The following is a 15,542-nucleotide window of genomic DNA, read 5'->3' as shown; positions in this document are numbered from 1 at the left end:
GGATGTCGTGCGGACGGGGGACGGCATATGGATGCGGTACGGCTCATCGCGGCCGGCCGGCACGCGCTGGCACAGAGCGGGGCGGCGATGGACATCGTGGGCGAGGCCTGGCAGGCCCAGGCGCTCGCGCAGGGGATAGGGAGCTGGCTGGCGGTCACCGGGCCGCCGGAGCTGAGATCGGAGGCACGGGGACTGGGTGAAGCAGGGGGCAGAGGCTGCGGGGTGCTCGACAGAGCCGCCCTGCACGGCGAGGGCAGTGCGCCCGACTATCCGCCGAGAGCGGCGCAGCTGACCGAGGTGGCGGATGTCCGCCAGGCTCTGCTCGGACTGCAGGCGTTGCTCGGCGAAGTGGGGATAGCCCTGGTCGGGGTGGCCTGTGCGACGGACGACGAAGGCCTGTACTGGCAGTGCATAGAGTCCATCGACGCGGCCGACGAATCGAGCGACCGGGTCCGGGCCGTCCTGCGGCGCCTGACGGTGCGCGAACGGGGGTCCGCCTCGGGCGTGGCCTGACGGGAGTGTGCGAAGGACGGGAGAACGGGGCCGAGGGTCCCGCCGCGCGCGACGGGACCCGCACGGTCAGTACGAACCGTAAGACGGGCGCTCGCTCTCGGGGGCACGACTGCCCGGGGCCGGCGGCGTGCCGGGGGTGCGGTCCGTGGAGGACTGGAGGTCGGCGTCGAGCTGCGACAGGTCGGCGTTCAGCGCCGCCATCAGCTCTTCCATCTGCTGCAGCAGGCCCTTCGGGGCGCCACCCTGGGCGGCCGTCGCGGGCTCCTGACGTGCGGGCTCGTGTGCTGCCTGTCCGGTCTGTTCGTCCTGTTGGCGGGTCTCCGGCACGGCCTCGTGGGACATGGCGGCCTCCTCGGCCCTGGCCCTTCCACGGGGGAAGGGGGCGGTGGACGCACCGGCGACGGGCCGCCGGCACGCGGGCCGGGCGGTCCGGCTCCGTCCGAGCCAACGATCACCGTCCGGGCTGGTCACTGGCCGGGCACGGGGCGGACCGCAGGGTTGACGCAGATTCACCCTGCCGGGGTGGGACGGGGGCGCCTGCCGGAGGTGGCCGGGGGAGGCAGGATGGGAGGTATGGATCTCCGTATTTTCACCGAACCCCAGCAGGGCGCCAGCTACGACACCCTTCTGACCGTAGCCAAGGCCACCGAGGACCTGGGCTTCGACGCGTTCTTCCGGTCCGACCACTATCTGCGGATGGGCTCGGCGGACGGCCTGCCCGGTCCCACCGACGCCTGGATCACCCTCGCGGGCCTGGCCCGCGAGACGCGGCGGATCCGGCTGGGCACACTGATGACGGCCGGCACCTTCCGGCTGCCCGGCGTGCTCGCCATCCAGGTGGCCCAGGTCGACCAGATGTCCGGAGGCCGGATCGAACTGGGCCTGGGCGCGGGCTGGTTCGAGGAGGAGCACAAGGCGTACGGCATCCCGTTCCCGGCGGAGCGGATGGCCCGGCTGGAGGAGCAGCTGGCCATCGTCACCGGCCTGTGGGCCACCGAGCCCGGCGCCACGTTCGACTACGCCGGCACCCACTACCAGGTGGAGAAGTCCCCGGCGCTGCCCAAGCCGGCCCAGGCCAAGGTGCCCGTGCTCATCGGCGGCCACGGCGCGAAGCGCACCCCGCGCCTCGCCGCCCGGTACGCGGACGAGTTCAACATGCCGTTCGCGTCGATCGCGGACAGCGAGCGGCAGTTCGGCCGGGTGCGCCGGGCCGCCGAGGAGGCCGGGCGGGGGGCCGACGACCTCGTCTACTCCAACGCCCTCGTGGTGTGCGTCGGCAGGGACGACGCCGAGGTCGCCCGCCGCGCCGCCGCCATCGGCCGGGACGTGGACGAGCTCAAGGCCAATGGCCTGGCCGGATCCCCGGCCGAGGTCGTGGAGAAGATCGGCGCCTACGCGGCCGTCGGCAGCTCCCGCGTCTACCTCCAACTGCTCGACCTCGACGACCTGGACCACCTGGAGCTGATCTCGGCCCAGGTGCTGTCCCAGCTCGGCTGAGGGAGGCGCACGACCGATGCCCCGCGCGTCCGGCCCGCTCGCCGAAGCCCTGGCCCGCAGGGTCGTGCTCCTGGACGGCGGGCTGAGCAACCAGCTCACCGACCAGGGCTGCGACCTGTCCGGCGGCCTCTGGTCGGGCCGGGTGCTCGCCGAGCGGCCGGACCAGGTGGAGGCCGCCCACACGGCGTACGCGCGGGCCGGCGCCGAGGTGCTGATCACCGCCAGCTACCAGGTGGGGTACGAGGCCTTCGCCGCCCACGGCCACGACCGGGCCGCGACCACCGACCTGCTGCACCGCAGCGTCGCACTGGCCGCCCGGGCGGCCGAGGCCGCGGACCACGAGGTCTGGGTCGCCGCCTCGGTCGGCCCGTACGGGGCGGTGCTCGCGGACGGCTCCGAGTACCGCGGGCGGTACGGGCTGAGCGTGCGCGAGCTCGCCGCCTTCCACCGCCCCCGCATCGAGGCCCTGCTCGCGGCGGGCCCCGATGTCCTGGCGCTGGAGACCATCCCGGACGCGGAGGAGGCCGAAGCCCTCCTCACCGTCCTCGCCGGCACCGGCGCGCCCGCCTGGCTGAGCTACACCGTGGCCGGCGCCCGTACCCGGGCCGGCCAGCCGCTCCCCGAGGCCTTCGCCCTCGCGGCCGAGGCCCCGGAGATCATCGCGGTCGGCGTCAACTGCTGTGATCCGGCGGACGCCCTGCCCGCCCTGGAGGCCGCCGCCTCCGCCACGGCCAAACCGCTCCTGGCCTACCCCAACGACGGCTCGGTCTGGGAGGCGGCCACCGCCACCTGGCACGCCCCGCCCCACCCCGCCCCCTGGCCCGTCGAAGCCTGGCGCAGAGCGGGCGCCCGCCTGTTGGGCGGCTGCTGCCGCATCGGCCCGCCGGGCATCGCCGAGCTGGCCGCGGGGATTCAGGGGGACGGGACCGGTCATTGGCGCCAGCGGGGCTGACCGGGACCCTTGCAGGTGTAGGAGACGCCCTTCTTGCTGACGCCGGTCGCCCCGGCCGGCGAGCAGAACGCTCCAGGGGTCACGGTGCCCGCGCCCCCGCCGCCGCTGTCGGAGCCGCCGGAGGAGGAAGACCCACCGGAGGAGGAAGACCCGCCGGAGGAGGAAGACCCGCCGGAGGTGGAAGACCCCGCGGAGGACGAACCCCCGGATGTGGATCCCCCGGAAGAGGACCCGCCCGATGCGGTGCTGCCGGAGTCGTCGTCCTCATGCGTCGCCGCCGGTTCCGGGTGGAGCCGGGCGTTCGGCGCACTCGGGCAGGTGGTCCCCGGGGACGCGAGCTTCAGGGCGGCGGAGGTGGTCCCCGGCGCGCTGACTTCCTTGCCCTCTCCGGGCTCCTGGAAGCAGACGACCCAGTCGTCCACGGCGGCCGGCAGGGTGACGTCCGTGAACGCGCTCTGCGGCTCGATCTTCTGGAAGCCGATCGGCCTGAGCGTCTCGGACGCCTTCGCGAAGGTCAGACCAACGACTCGCGGCATCTTCGGCCGGGGGATCGGATCCCCGTCCTTCGCGGGGCACGGGGCGTCGGTGCGGACCACGCCGAAGTCGAGCGCGGGTATCGCACCGGCCTTCTCGGTGATCACGCTCTGGAAGCACACCTTCCAGTCGTCCTCGGCCACTTGGGCGGCGTTCCCCTCGGAGGCGTCGTGCGAGAGCACGCCGAATCCGGCGGCGAGCGCCGTGGCCTTCGCCTCCTTGAGGCTCCGGCCGACGAGGGAGGGCGGCTCGGTCCGGCTCGGGCTCGCGCTGGGCGAGGCGGAAGCGAGGGCGGCCGGCTTGGAGTCGGCCTCGGCCCTCTCCGGCGGGTCGCCCATGAACGGCGTGAGGAACCACAGACCGGCGAGAACCGTTGCGACGATCTTCTTGGCCTGCCCCCACCGGCTCGTCCAGGCGAGCGCGATACCCGCGGGCGGGATCACCACCAGCAGGGCGATGATCAGGGCGGGATGCTGCCACCAGCGTCGGCCGGGCGCGGGCATGGGTGGGTAAGGCTGCGGCGGGTGCACGAGGGGAAGCCCTCCTGGGATACGGGGCTGCAGAGGCACGGGGAACGACGTGTTCCGGGGACCGTACAACGCGGGCCGCGCGGGTGCCGGGCACTTGCCCGGATCGGGATCCGCCGACGGGGCGGAGGGCGGTGGCGGGGCGAAATCCGGTGGCCCCCGGTATCCGTCGGCAGGCATGCTGAGCTGCATGTTCCTGACGATCTCCACCACTGGCAGTGCTGAGCACCCGGCCACCGGCCTGGGCTTTTTGCTGCACAAGCACCCTGGCAAGGCGCAGGCGTTCTCCACCTCCCACGGCACCGCCCACGTCTTCTACCCCGAGGCCACGGACGAGCGGTGCACGGCGGCGCTGCTGCTGGAGGTGGATCCCGTCGCGCTCGTGCGGCGCGGGCAGGGCAAGGGCCGGGGCGGGGCGCCCGACGCCGCTCTCGCGCAATACGTCAACGACCGTCCGTACGCCGCCTCCTCGCTGCTCGCCGTCGCGCTCAGTTCCGTCTTCCGCAGTGCGCTCAAGGGCCGGTGCACCGCCCGGCCCGAGCTGCCCGAGCAGGCCCGTCCGCTGCGGATCGAGATCCCGGCGCTGCCCGCCCGGGGTGGGGCGGCCCTCGTGCACCGGCTGTTCGACCCGCTCGGCTGGGACCTCGTACAGGCCGAACCCGTACCGCTCGACGAGCAGTTCCCCGAGTGGGGGGACTCCCGGTACGTGCGGCTCGTCCTGGAGGGCGAGCTGCGGCTCGCCGACGCGCTGCGGCAGCTCTACGTCCTGCTGCCCGTGCTCGACGACGCCAAGCACTACTGGGTCGCCCCCGACGAGGTGGACAAGCTGCTGTGCGCCGGAGACGGCTGGCTGGCCGCGCACCCCGAGAACGGGCTCATCAGCGCCCGCTACCTCGCCCGCCACAAGCGGCTGACCCGCGACGCCCTGGAGCGGCTGGAGCTGGTCCGGCTGGCCGAGGCCGACGGCAGCGAGGTCGAGGAGCTCGACAACGCCGTGGACGAGAACCGCGACACGGAGGAGAGGCCCGTACCGCTCGCGGTGCAGCGCCGCGAGGCGATCCTCGCAGCGCTGCGCACCGCCGGCGCGGCCCGGGTCCTCGACCTCGGCTGCGGACAGGGCCAGCTGGTGCAGGCCCTCCTCAAGGACGTCGCCTTCACCGAGATCGTCGGCGTCGACGTGTCCATGCGGGCCCTCGGCATGGCCGCCAAACGGCTGCGCCTCGAGCGGATGGGGGAGCGGCAGAGCAGCCGCGTGCAGCTGCTGCAGGGCTCGCTCGCCTACACCGACAAGCGGCTGACTGGGTACGACGCGGCCGTGCTCAGCGAGGTCATCGAGCACCTCGATCTGCCGCGGCTGCCCGCCCTGGAGTACGCGGTGTTCGGCTCGGCCCGCCCCCGCACCGTCCTCGTCACCACCCCGAACGTCGAGTACAACGTCCGCTGGGAGACCCTGCCCGCCGGGCACGTCCGGCACGGCGACCACCGCTTCGAGTGGACCCGCGCGGAGTTCCGTACCTGGGCCGGCGAGGTCGCCGAACGGTACGGGTACGCCGCCGAGTTCGTTCCCGTCGGCGACGACGACCCCGAGGTGGGGCCGCCGACCCAGATGGCCGTCTTCACTCAGATCAACACCGATACCGTCAAGGAGGGCGAGGCAGCATGACCAGTACCGGTACGCGCGTACTTCCCGTAACCGACCTGTCCCTCGTCGTCCTGATCGGGGCCACCGGATCCGGCAAGTCCACCTTCGCCCGCAAGCACTTCAAGCCCACCGAGGTCATCTCCTCCGACTACTGCCGGGGCCTCGTCTCCGACGACGAGAACGACCAGAGTGCGAGCCGGGACGCCTTCGACGTCCTCCACTACATCGCCGGCAAGCGGCTGGAGGCCGGGCGCCTCACGGTCGTCGACGCGACCAGCGTGCAGCCCGAGGCCCGCCGGCAGCTGGTCCAGCTCGCCCGCGCGCACGACGTGCTGCCCATCGCCATCGTCCTCGACATGCCCGAGCAGGTCTGCGCCGAACGCAACGCCGGCCGCCCCGACCGGGCCGGGCTGCCCCGCGCCGTCATCCAGCGGCACCGCCGCGACCTGCGCCGCTCGCTGCGCGGACTGGAGCGCGAGGGCTTCCGCAAGGTGCACGTGCTGCGCACGCCCGAGGAGGCCGACAGCGCGGAAATAGTGCGGGAGAAGCGGTTCAACGACCTCACCCACCTCACCGGCCCCTTCGACATCATCGGCGACATCCACGGCTGTTCCTCCGAGCTGGAGACCCTGCTCGGCAAGCTCGGGTACGAGGACGGCGTCCACCCGGAGGGCCGCACCGCGGTCTTCGTCGGCGACCTCGTCGACCGCGGCCCGGACAGCCCCGGCGTCCTGCGCCGCGTGATGGGCATGGTCGGGTCCGGCAACGCCCTGTGCGTGCCCGGGAACCACGAGAACAAGCTCGGCCGTTACCTCAAGGGCTCCAAGGTCCAGCAGACCCACGGGCTCGCCGAGACGGTCGAGCAGCTGGGCCGCGAGCCGGAGGAGTTCGTCCAGGAGGTCCGCAGCTTCATCGCGGGCCTGGTCAGCCACTACGTCCTCGACGGCGGCAAGCTGGTGGTCTGCCACGCCGGCCTGCCCGAGAAGTACCACGGCCGCACCTCCGGCCGGGTCCGCTCGCACGCCCTGTACGGGGAGACCACCGGCGAGACCGACGAGTTCGGCCTGCCCGTGCGCTACCCGTGGGCCGAGGACTACCGCGGCAAGGCCGTCGTGGTCTACGGCCACACCCCGGTCCCGAACACCGCCTGGATCAACAACACCATCTGCCTGGACACCGGCGCCGTCTTCGGCGGGAAGATGACCGCCCTGCGCTGGCCCGAGCGCGAACTGGTCGACGTACCGGCCGAGAAGGTCTGGTACGAGCCGGTCAGGCCGCTCGCCACCGAAGCACCCGGCGGGCACGACGGGCGCCCGCTCGACCTGGGCGACGTCCACGGGCGCCGGATCGTCGAGACCCGGCACCTGGGCAACGTCACCGTGCGCGAGGAGAACGCGGCGGCGGCCCTGGAGGTCATGAGCCGCTTCGCGGTGGACCCGCGGCTGGTCCCGTACCTGCCGCCCACCATGGCGCCCACGGCCACCTCGCAGGAGGGCGGCTACCTGGAGCACCCGGCCGAGGCCTTCGCCCAGTACCGCAAGGACGGCATCGCCCAGGTCGTCTGCGAGGAGAAGCACATGGGCTCCCGCGCCACCGTCCTCGTCTGCAAGGACGCCGAGGCGGCCCGTGCGCGCTTCGGCGTCGAGGGCCCGACCGGGTCCGTCTACACCCGCACCGGCCGGCCCTTCTTCCACGACCCCGAGGTCACCGAGGAGGTCCTGACCCGGCTCCGCGGCGCCATCACCGACGCGGGCCTGTGGGAGGAGCTGGCCACCGACTGGCTGCTGCTGGACGGGGAGCTGCTGCCCTGGTCGCTGAAGTCCGCCGGCCTGCTGCGCAACCAGTACGCCGCCGTCGGCGCGGCCTCCCGCGCCGTCTTCCCGGACGCCCTCGCCGCCCTGGCCGCGGCCAAGGGGCGGGGCATCGAGACCGGCGACCTGCTCGCCCGCCAGCGGGACCGGGCCGCCGACGCCGAGCGGTTCACCGAGGCCTACCGGCGCTACTGCTGGACCACCGACGGGCTGGACGGCGTACGGTTCGCGCCCTTCCAGCTGCTGGCGGCAGCCGGGCGCTCGCTGGCCGCCGTACCGCACGACGAGCAGCTGTTCTGGCTCGACCGGCTCGTCGCCGCCGACGAGGCGGCCGGCACCGGGCTGCTGCGCCGCACCGGCCGGATCCTGGTCGACACCGCCGACGAGGACTCCGTACGGGCAGGCACCGACTGGTGGCTGGAGCTGACGGCCGCGGGCGGCGAGGGCATGGTCGTCAAGCCGCTCCAGGCGTACGCCCGGGACGGCAAGGGCCGCCTGGTCCAGCCCGGTGTCAAGGTCCGCGGCCGCGAGTACCTGCGGATCATCTACGGGCCGGAGTACACGCGTCCGGAGCAGCTGGAGAAGCTGCGCCAGCGGTTCCTGGGGCACAAGCGCTCGCTGGCCCTGCGCGAGTACGCGCTCGGACTGGAGGCCCTGGACCGGCTGGCGGGCGAGGAGCCGCTGTGGCGGGTGCACGAGGCGGTCTTCGGGGTGCTCGCCCTCGAATCGGAGCCGGTCGACCCCCGGTTGTGACGCAGGGGCCGTGAAGCGGAGGGTGGCGGCCCGTCGCACGCCGCCGTAAAGGTGAGGCCCCCGTACGGCCCCGAATTAGGTCGTATGGGGGAACTTTCCCGAAGAACGCCGGGAAAACCACCGGCGGGATCGTTCATCCAGGGCAGCGGAATGTCCGCGACCCTGGAAGGACGGAACGTCACCTATGAAGATGACCGCGCGCGGAAGCATTGCGGCACTCATGACCTGTATGGCCGCGGCCGGCGCGGCCACCCCGGCCGTGGCCGACTCGGTGCCGGTGGCTGTGCCCCTGGACGCCGTGAAGACCACGCTGGGCGTGGACACCCCGCGCGTGGCCACCGCGGTGCCGGTGCCGGTCGTCGGCGCCCCGGAGGCCCCCCGGTACCACACGGGCGATCTGCTCCCCAGCCCGATCCTCCCGGTGCTGCCGGTCAGCACCGAGCTCGGCGGCACCCTGGTCGGCGCGCCGGTGCCGAACCTGCTCGGCGACCCGAAGACGGACGGCGAGGGCACGGTGGAGTCCCCGGCCACCGACCTGCTCGCCCGCACCCCCGGTGCGGTCGTCGGCGCCCCGCTGAAGATGCCGAACGGCGACAACTTCGGGATCCCGGACCTGACCGTGCCCAAGCTGGGCCTGACCACCCCGGAGCTGATCGGTACCCCGACGGCACTCCTCGGTCTGCGCTGATCGCGCGGGGGCTGCCGGGCCTGCAGGGGCTGCCGGTTCCGCCCGCTCTCCTGAGCGAACGCCACGTCAAAAAGCCGTCCGGTCTGCGAACGTGTACGCCATGGGATTCCATGTCGACTCCGAGACCGGGCGGCTTCGCCGCGTCATCCTCCACCGGCCCGACCTGGAGCTGAAGCGGCTCACACCGAGCAACAAGGACGCACTGCTCTTCGACGACGTGCTGTGGGTGCGCCGGGCCCGCCAGGAGCACGACGGCTTCGCGGACGTACTGCGCGACCGCGGCGTGGAGGTGCACCTCTTCGGCGACCTGCTGTGCGAGGCCCTGGACATCCCGGAGGCCAGACACCTCGTACTGGACCGGGTGTTCGACGAGAAGGAGTACGGTCCGCTCGCCACCGACCACCTGCGCGCGGTCTTCGACCAGCTGCCGGCGACCGGGCTGGCCGAGGCGCTGGTCGGCGGGATGACCAAGCGGGAGTACCTCGAGCGGCACGCCGAGCCGGTGTCGGTCCGCTTCCACGCCATGGAGCTGGACGACTTCCTGCTGGGGCCGCTGCCCAACCACCTGTTCACCCGGGACACCTCCGCGTGGATCTACGACGGGGTGTCCATCAACGCGATGCGCTGGCCGGCCCGGCAGCGCGAGACGGTGCACTTCGAGGCGATCTACAAGCACCACCCGCTCTTCACCTCCTCGGGGGCCTTCCACTACTGGTCGCAGGGGCAGGCGGACTACCCCTCGACCATCGAGGGCGGGGACGTGCTCGTCATCGGCAACGGCGCGGTGCTGATCGGGATGAGCGAGCGGACGACGCCGCAGGCGGTGGAGATGCTCGCGCGCGGCCTCTTCGCGGCCGGGTCGGCGACCACGATCGTGGCGCTGGACATGCCGAAGCGGCGGGCCTTCATGCACCTGGACACGGTGATGACGATGGTGGACGGAGATACGTTCACGCAGTACGCGGGCCTCGGCATGCTGCGCTCCTACACGATCGAGCCGGGCGCCGGCCTGCAGGAGCTGAAGGTGACCGACCATCCGCCGGAGCACATGCACCGGGCGATCGCGGCAGCGCTCGGGCTGGACTCGATCCGAGTGCTGACCGCGACGCAGGACGTGCACGCGGCGGAGCGCGAGCAGTGGGACGACGGCTGCAACGTCCTGGCCGTCGAGCCGGGGGTCGTGGTGGCGTACGAGCGGAACGTGACGACCAACACGCACCTGCGCAAGGAGGGCATCGAGGTCATCGAGATCCCGGGCAGCGAGCTGGGGCGGGGCCGCGGCGGGCCGCGGTGCATGAGCTGCCCGGTGGAGCGGGACCCGGCCTGACCCGGAGGGGAGAAGGAGGACCGCGCAACGGGGGACCGGCGGAAGCGGAGGCCGGGGGTCCGGCGGATGGGGGGCTGTATATCAATGCAGGCTAACGTATACACTTCCAGCATCCCCTGTCAGCGCGACCCTGGAGTACCCCGATGGCCACCGACCTCGTCGGCCGCAGTTTCCTCAAGGAGCTCGACTTTTCCGCCGCCGAGTTCCGCGGCCTGATCGAGCTCGCCGCCGGCCTCAAGGCGGCCAAGAAGGCCGGGGCCGAGCAGCGCCGCCTCCAGGGCAGGAACATCGCGCTGATCTTCGAGAAGACCTCGACGCGCACCCGCTGCGCGTTCGAGGTCGCCGCCGCCGACCAGGGCGCCCACACCACCTACCTCGACCCGGCCAGCTCCCAGATCGGCCACAAGGAGTCCGTCAAGGACACGGCGCGGGTGCTCGGCCGGATGTTCGACGGCATCGAGTACCGGGGTGACAGCCAGGCGGCCGTCGAGGCGCTCGCCGCCCACTCCGGCGTGCCGGTGTTCAACGGGCTCACCGACGACTGGCACCCCACCCAGATGCTGGCCGACGTGCTCACCATGACCGAGCACTGCGCCAAGCCGCTGGACCGGATCACCTTCGCCTACCTCGGCGACGCCCGCTTCAACATGGGCAACTCGTACCTGGTGACCGGTGCGCTGCTCGGCATGGACGTACGCATCGTCGCACCGAAGGCCTATTGGCCGGCCGAGTCCGTGGTGTCGCAGGCGCGCCGGCTCGCGGCCGCCAGCGGAGCCCGGATCACCCTGACCGAGAACGTCGCCGAGGGCGTGACCCAGGCGGACTTCGTCGCCACCGACGTGTGGGTCTCCATGGGCGAGCCCAAGGAGGTCTGGGACGAGCGGATCGGCGCCCTGGCCCCGTACGCCGTCACGATGGACGTGCTGCGCGCGACCGGGAACCCGGACGTGAAGTTCCTGCACTGCCTGCCCGCGTTCCACGACCTGGGCACCAAGGTCGGCCGGGAGATCCACGAGCGGCACGGGCTGGAGTCGCTGGAGGTGACGGACGAGGTGTTCGAATCCGCGCACTCCCTCGTCTTCGACGAGGCCGAGAACCGGCTGCACACCATCAAGGCCGTACTCGTCGCGACCCTCGCCGGGCCGGTCGGCGCCTAGTTGCGGCTGATACCGCGTAGCGGCGCATAGTCATGCGGGCCGGGTGGGGGGGCGAACCAGAGGGCCCTCCCGTCCGCGGGCGGGGTGGTGGCCCCATCCGTGTGTCGCGTTTCTGTGACGGCAGTCACGATGCAGTGATACCGTCGATCGTGTGAGCCCCTTCATCGGTTCCACAGCAGCGACCGAACGGTGGCGCCACCTGCGGGTGACCCGGCAGGACGGCGTGGCCACCGTCACCCTCGACCGCCCCGAGAAGCTCAACGCCCTCACCTTCGGCGCCTACGCCGACCTGCGCGATCTGCTCGCCGAACTCTCCCGGGAGCGGTCCGTGCGAGCCCTCGTGCTCGGCGGCGAGGGCCGCGGCTTCTGCTCCGGCGGGGACGTGGACGAGATCATCGGCGCCACCCTCGCCATGGACACCGCCGAGCTCCTCGACTTCAACCGGATGACCGGCCAGGTGGTGCGGGCCGTCCGTGAGTGCCCCTTCCCGGTGATCGCCGCCGTGCACGGGGTCGCCGCCGGGGCCGGCGCCGTCCTCGCCCTCGCCGCCGACTTCCGGATCGCCGACCCCACCGCCCGCTTCGCGTTCCTCTTCACCCGCGTCGGCCTCTCCGGCGGCGACATGGGCGCCGCGTACCTGCTGCCCCGCGTCGTCGGCCTCGGCCACGCCACCCGGCTGCTGATGCTCGGAGAGCCCGTACGCGCGCCGGAGGCCGAACGCATCGGCCTGCTCAGCGAGGTCACCGAGGAGGGCAAGGCCGGCGTACGCGCCGCCGAACTCGCCGCTCACCTCGCGGCCGGCCCGGCCCTCGCGTACGCGCAGACCAAGGCGCTGCTGACCGCCGAACTCGACATGCCGCTGGCCGCGTCGGTCGAGCTCGACGCCAACACCCAGGCCCTGCTGATGAACGGCCGGGACTACGCCGAGTTCCACGCCGCCTTCACCGCGAAGCGGCCCCCGGAGTGGAAGGGCAGGTAGCGCCATGGCTGCGGGCACGACGCGGGTCGGCAGCGCATTGCGGGTCGCCGTTGTCGGCGGCGGGCCGGGGGGCCTGTACGCCGCCGCACTGCTGGCCCGCCAGGGGCACACCGTAGAGGTCTGGGAACGGAACGCCCCCGAGGACACCTTCGGCTTCGGCGTGGTGCTCTCCGACGAGACACTCGGCGGCATCGAAGCGGCCGACACCGTGGTCTACACCGCCCTCGGCGCGGAGTTCGTGCGCTGGGACGACATCGACATCGTCCACCGCGGGCGGCTGCTGACCTCCGGCGGCCACGGCTTCGCCGCCATCGGGCGGCGCCGGCTGCTCGAGATCCTGCACGAGCGCTGCGCCGGGCTCGGGGTGAAGCTCCGCTTCCGCACCGGGGCGCCGGCCGCCGCGCTGCTGGCGGCCTCGTACGACCTGGTCGTCGCGGCCGACGGCGTGCACAGCACGACCCGGCAGAGCGCAGCCGCGCACTTCCGCCCGACGCTGACGAGCGGGCACTGCCGCTACATCTGGCTCGCCGCCGACTTCGCCTTCGAAGCGTTCCGCTTCGAGATCGCCGAGACCGAGCACGGCGTCATGCAGCTGCACGCCTACCCGTACTCGGCGGACGCCTCCACCGTGATCGTGGAGATGCACGAGAAGGTGTGGCGGGCCTCCGGCCTGGACCTGTGCGACGAGGACGAATCGGCCGCCCGCTGCGCCAAGATCTTCGGCGAGGCCCTGCGGGGCCGGCCGCTGCACGGAAACCGCTCGGCGTGGACCGAATTCCGCACGGTCGTCAACGAGCGCTGGTCCCACGGCAACGTGGTCCTGCTCGGCGACGCGGCGCACACCGCGCACTTCTCCATCGGCTCCGGCACCAAGCTGGCGGTGGAGGACGCGCTCGCGCTCGCCGAAGCCGTGGCCGCGCAGCCGGACGTGCCCGCCGCCCTGGCCGCGTACGAGGCCGCACGGCGGCCGGCGGTGGCCTCGACCCAGCGGGCCGCCGCCGCCAGCATGCGGTGGTTCGAGGAACTCGCCGGGTACGTGGACCAGCCCGCCCGGCAGTTCGCCTTCAACCTGCTCACCCGCAGCCGCCGGGTGACCCACGACAACCTGCGGCTGCGCGACGAGCGGTTCACCCGGGCCGTGGAACGGGACTTCGGCTGCCCGGACGAGGACACCCCGCCGATGTTCACGCCGCTGAAGCTGCGCGGGCTGACCCTGCGCAACCGGGTCGTGGTCTCCCCGATGGACATGTACTCCGCACAGGACGGCGACGGGACGCCCGGGGACTTCCACCTGGTGCACCTGGGTGCGCGGGCCCTCGGCGGAGCCGCGCTGGTCATGACCGAGATGGTCTGCGTGTCCGCCGAGGGCCGGATCACCCCCGGCTGCACCGGCCTGTACACGGCGGAGCAGGCGGCGGCCTGGACCCGGATCGCCGACTTCGTGCACACCTCAGCGCCCGGCACCGCGCTCGGCGTCCAGCTCGGCCACTCCGGTCCCAAGGGCTCGACGCGGCTGATGTGGGAGGGCATGGACGATCCCCTCCCGGAGGGCAACTGGCCGGTCGTGGCGGCCTCGGAGGCGCCCTACCGGCCGGGCGTCTCGGCCGTTCCGCGCGCACTGACGGCGCAGGACCTGGCGTCGGTCCGCTCCGACTTCGCGGCCGCCGCGGTACGGGCCGCCGGCTGCGGGTTCGACCTGCTGGAACTGCACTGCGCCCACGGCTATCTGCTGTCCGGCTTCCTGTCCCCGCTCACCAACCAGCGCAGCGACGCCTACGGAGGCCCGCTGGAGAACCGGCTCCGGTTCCCGCTGGAGGTCTTCGACGCGGTCCGCGCGGTCTGGCCCGACGACCGCCCCATGACCGTCCGCATCTCCGCCACCGACTGGGCCCCGGGCGGCACCTCCGCCCAGGACGCGGTGGACATCGCCGCCGCCTTCGCCGCCCACGGCGCCGACGCCATCGACGTGTCGACCGGCCAGGTGGTGGCGGACGAGAGCCCCGAGTACGGGCGCTCCTACCAGACCCCGTACGCGGACCGGATCCGCAACGCGCTGGGCGTCCCGGTCATCGCCGTCGGCGCCATCTCCTCCTGGGACGACGTGAACTCCCTCCTGCTGGCGGGCCGCGCCGACCTCTGCGCCGTCGGCCGCCCCCACCTGTACGACCCGCACTGGACCCTGCACGCGGCCGCCGACCAGTCCTACGCCGGCCCGGCGGCCCCCTGGCCCGCCCCCTACCGGGCCGGCAGCCGCAAACCGCCGGCCGGCCGCGGCTGAGGGAGGCTCATACGGCTGCCCTCAGAGGGCGGCCACCTCAATGCGGTCCTCGACCGGGGTGTAGCCCAGGCGCTGGTAAACGCCGTTGCTGGTGGGGTTGGCCAGGTCCGTGAAGAGCAGCACCTCCGAGGCGCCGGCCGCGTACGCCGCCTCGCTCACCGCGTAGGTGACCCCGGCGGCGTAGCCGCGGCCGCGGAGCTCCGGCGGGGTGTACACCGGGCCGATGCGGGCGGTCGAGCCGATCGGGCGGAAGAACCCGGCCATCGACACCGGCGTCCCCGCGTCCTCCCAGAGCAGCATGCCCCCGTACGAGAGCCGGTCGCGCAGGAACGCCTCGGAGGGGCCGCCCGACTCCCCGGTCTCCCGCTTGAACGCGCCGGCCCAGTCCATCAGCAGCGGCAGATCGGCCTCGGTGGCGGTCCGCGCCCGCCCGGCCGGGGCGGGATCCGGGGCAACGAGTCCGGCGAGCCGGTACAGGCGGTTCTCCTCGGTGACCTCGCTCGGCTTCCCCCAGGCCGCGGCCAGCGCCTCCGCGTCGCGGCGGCGGGCGCTCAGCGCCTCCACCCCGCAGAGCAGCGGCTCGGCGGCGAGCGCGGCCCCCAGGCCGCGGACGGCCTCGGCCGGCAGCGCCCCGATCAGCAGTGGGTGCGGCGGGGTGCACAGCAGGGCGCCGGCGACGCTCCCGTCGGCGCCGGTCCACCAGCCGAAGAAGGGCTCGGCGGATCCGTAGGCGTCCAGACCGCGCCGCTCCAGCGCGTCGGTCACGGTCAGCAGGGAGGTGTTGGCGACGGGGTCGCCGGCCACGGCCGGGCCCGCCGCGGCCAGATAGGCCGCCAGGTCATGGGTGAAGGTCCAGGTCATGGCTCATGATGGCGCCGAATCGT

Annotated in this window: 13 protein-coding genes; 10 read left to right on the top strand and 3 right to left on the bottom strand. The window is 73.1% G+C overall.

The features are described 5' to 3' along the window. Positions 1 to 27: 27 nt before the first annotated feature. On the top strand, positions 28 to 513 hold the full coding sequence (locus ACZ5WG_RS31775) for a DUF6099 family protein (protein WP_468727725.1): 486 nt from the start codon (positions 28 to 30) through the stop codon (positions 511 to 513). A gap of 66 nt (positions 514 to 579) precedes the next feature. On the opposite strand, the gene ACZ5WG_RS31770 is transcribed toward ACZ5WG_RS31775, so the two are convergent. Further along, on the bottom strand, positions 580 to 855 hold the full coding sequence (locus ACZ5WG_RS31770) for a hypothetical protein (protein WP_468727723.1): 276 nt from the start codon (positions 853 to 855) through the stop codon (positions 580 to 582). Between the two features lie 231 nt (positions 856 to 1,086). On the opposite strand from ACZ5WG_RS31770, the gene ACZ5WG_RS31765 reads away from it, so the two are divergent. After that, a complete protein-coding gene (locus ACZ5WG_RS31765) occupies positions 1,087 to 2,010 on the top strand; it encodes an LLM class F420-dependent oxidoreductase (RefSeq protein WP_468727722.1) in 924 nt (307 codons plus the stop codon). Positions 2,011 to 2,026: 16 nt separating this feature from the next. Continuing rightward, complete coding sequence (gene mmuM, locus ACZ5WG_RS31760; protein WP_468727721.1) at positions 2,027 to 2,962, top strand: homocysteine S-methyltransferase; 936 nt, start codon at positions 2,027 to 2,029, stop codon at positions 2,960 to 2,962. Here mmuM and ACZ5WG_RS31755 read toward each other — a convergent pair. Continuing rightward, a complete protein-coding gene (locus tag ACZ5WG_RS31755) occupies positions 2,941 to 3,999 on the bottom strand; it encodes a hypothetical protein (protein ID WP_468727720.1) in 1,059 nt (352 codons plus the stop codon). The genes mmuM and ACZ5WG_RS31755 overlap by 22 nt on opposite strands. Before the next feature lie 214 nt (positions 4,000 to 4,213). On the opposite strand from ACZ5WG_RS31755, the gene ACZ5WG_RS31750 reads away from it, so the two are divergent. The 7 genes from ACZ5WG_RS31750 (at position 4,214) to ACZ5WG_RS31720 (ending at position 14,658) form a co-directional block, all read left to right on the top strand. Then, positions 4,214 to 5,686 carry a 3' terminal RNA ribose 2'-O-methyltransferase Hen1 gene (locus tag ACZ5WG_RS31750; protein WP_468727719.1) on the top strand — a complete coding sequence of 491 codons (1,473 nt, stop codon included), beginning with the start codon at positions 4,214 to 4,216 and terminating at the stop codon, positions 5,684 to 5,686. Continuing rightward, positions 5,683 to 8,229 (top strand): polynucleotide kinase-phosphatase, encoded by a 2,547-nt coding sequence (locus tag ACZ5WG_RS31745; protein ID WP_468727718.1) that lies wholly within the window; start codon positions 5,683 to 5,685, stop codon positions 8,227 to 8,229. Before ACZ5WG_RS31750 ends, ACZ5WG_RS31745 begins: the two co-directional genes overlap by 4 nt. A 184-nt stretch (positions 8,230 to 8,413) precedes the next feature. After that, the gene (locus ACZ5WG_RS31740) at positions 8,414 to 8,917 is read left to right on the top strand and encodes a hypothetical protein (protein WP_468727717.1); all 504 of its coding nucleotides are present in this window, start codon (positions 8,414 to 8,416) and stop codon (positions 8,915 to 8,917) included. Positions 8,918 to 9,017: 100 nt separating this feature from the next. Then, the gene (locus ACZ5WG_RS31735; RefSeq protein WP_266634105.1) at positions 9,018 to 10,244 is read left to right on the top strand and encodes an arginine deiminase; all 1,227 of its coding nucleotides are present in this window, start codon (positions 9,018 to 9,020) and stop codon (positions 10,242 to 10,244) included. Positions 10,245 to 10,387: 143 nt separating this feature from the next. Beyond that, entirely contained in the window at positions 10,388 to 11,401 is a 1,014-nt protein-coding gene (argF, locus tag ACZ5WG_RS31730; protein ID WP_468727716.1) for an ornithine carbamoyltransferase, read from the top strand. Between the two features lie 151 nt (positions 11,402 to 11,552). After that, positions 11,553 to 12,380, top strand: coding sequence for an enoyl-CoA hydratase family protein (locus tag ACZ5WG_RS31725; RefSeq protein WP_468727714.1), 828 nt, complete (start codon positions 11,553 to 11,555; stop codon positions 12,378 to 12,380). Between the two features lie 4 nt (positions 12,381 to 12,384). Beyond that, a complete protein-coding gene (locus tag ACZ5WG_RS31720; protein WP_468727713.1) occupies positions 12,385 to 14,658 on the top strand; it encodes a bifunctional salicylyl-CoA 5-hydroxylase/oxidoreductase in 2,274 nt (757 codons plus the stop codon). A 21-nt stretch (positions 14,659 to 14,679) separates the two neighbouring features. Here ACZ5WG_RS31720 and ACZ5WG_RS31715 read toward each other — a convergent pair whose 3' ends face one another. Continuing rightward, positions 14,680 to 15,519 carry a GNAT family N-acetyltransferase gene (locus ACZ5WG_RS31715; protein ID WP_468727712.1) on the bottom strand — a complete coding sequence of 280 codons (840 nt, stop codon included), beginning with the start codon at positions 15,517 to 15,519 and terminating at the stop codon, positions 14,680 to 14,682. Positions 15,520 to 15,542 lie beyond the last annotated feature (23 nt).

It is taken from the genome of Streptomyces sp. NPDC032745 (assembly GCF_055579465.1).
The sequence above is the reverse complement of the archived record's forward strand: the minus strand, read 5'-3'. Positions and strand labels throughout refer to the sequence as shown.

Coding starts and splice junctions, on each gene's coding strand:
- ACZ5WG_RS31775 (WP_468727725.1), top strand. CDS start 28: ATGGATGCGGTACGGCTCATCGCGGCCGGCCGGCACGCGCTGGCACAG.
- ACZ5WG_RS31770 (WP_468727723.1), bottom strand. CDS start 855: ATGTCCCACGAGGCCGTGCCGGAGACCCGCCAACAGGACGAACAGACC.
- ACZ5WG_RS31765 (WP_468727722.1), top strand. CDS start 1,087: ATGGATCTCCGTATTTTCACCGAACCCCAGCAGGGCGCCAGCTACGAC.
- mmuM (WP_468727721.1), top strand. CDS start 2,027: ATGCCCCGCGCGTCCGGCCCGCTCGCCGAAGCCCTGGCCCGCAGGGTC.
- ACZ5WG_RS31755 (WP_468727720.1), bottom strand. CDS start 3,999: ATGCCCGCGCCCGGCCGACGCTGGTGGCAGCATCCCGCCCTGATCATC.
- ACZ5WG_RS31750 (WP_468727719.1), top strand. CDS start 4,214: ATGTTCCTGACGATCTCCACCACTGGCAGTGCTGAGCACCCGGCCACC.
- ACZ5WG_RS31745 (WP_468727718.1), top strand. CDS start 5,683: ATGACCAGTACCGGTACGCGCGTACTTCCCGTAACCGACCTGTCCCTC.
- ACZ5WG_RS31740 (WP_468727717.1), top strand. CDS start 8,414: ATGAAGATGACCGCGCGCGGAAGCATTGCGGCACTCATGACCTGTATG.
- ACZ5WG_RS31735 (WP_266634105.1), top strand. CDS start 9,018: ATGGGATTCCATGTCGACTCCGAGACCGGGCGGCTTCGCCGCGTCATC.
- argF (WP_468727716.1), top strand. CDS start 10,388: ATGGCCACCGACCTCGTCGGCCGCAGTTTCCTCAAGGAGCTCGACTTT.
- ACZ5WG_RS31720 (WP_468727713.1), top strand. CDS start 12,385: ATGGCTGCGGGCACGACGCGGGTCGGCAGCGCATTGCGGGTCGCCGTT.
- ACZ5WG_RS31715 (WP_468727712.1), bottom strand. CDS start 15,519: ATGACCTGGACCTTCACCCATGACCTGGCGGCCTATCTGGCCGCGGCG.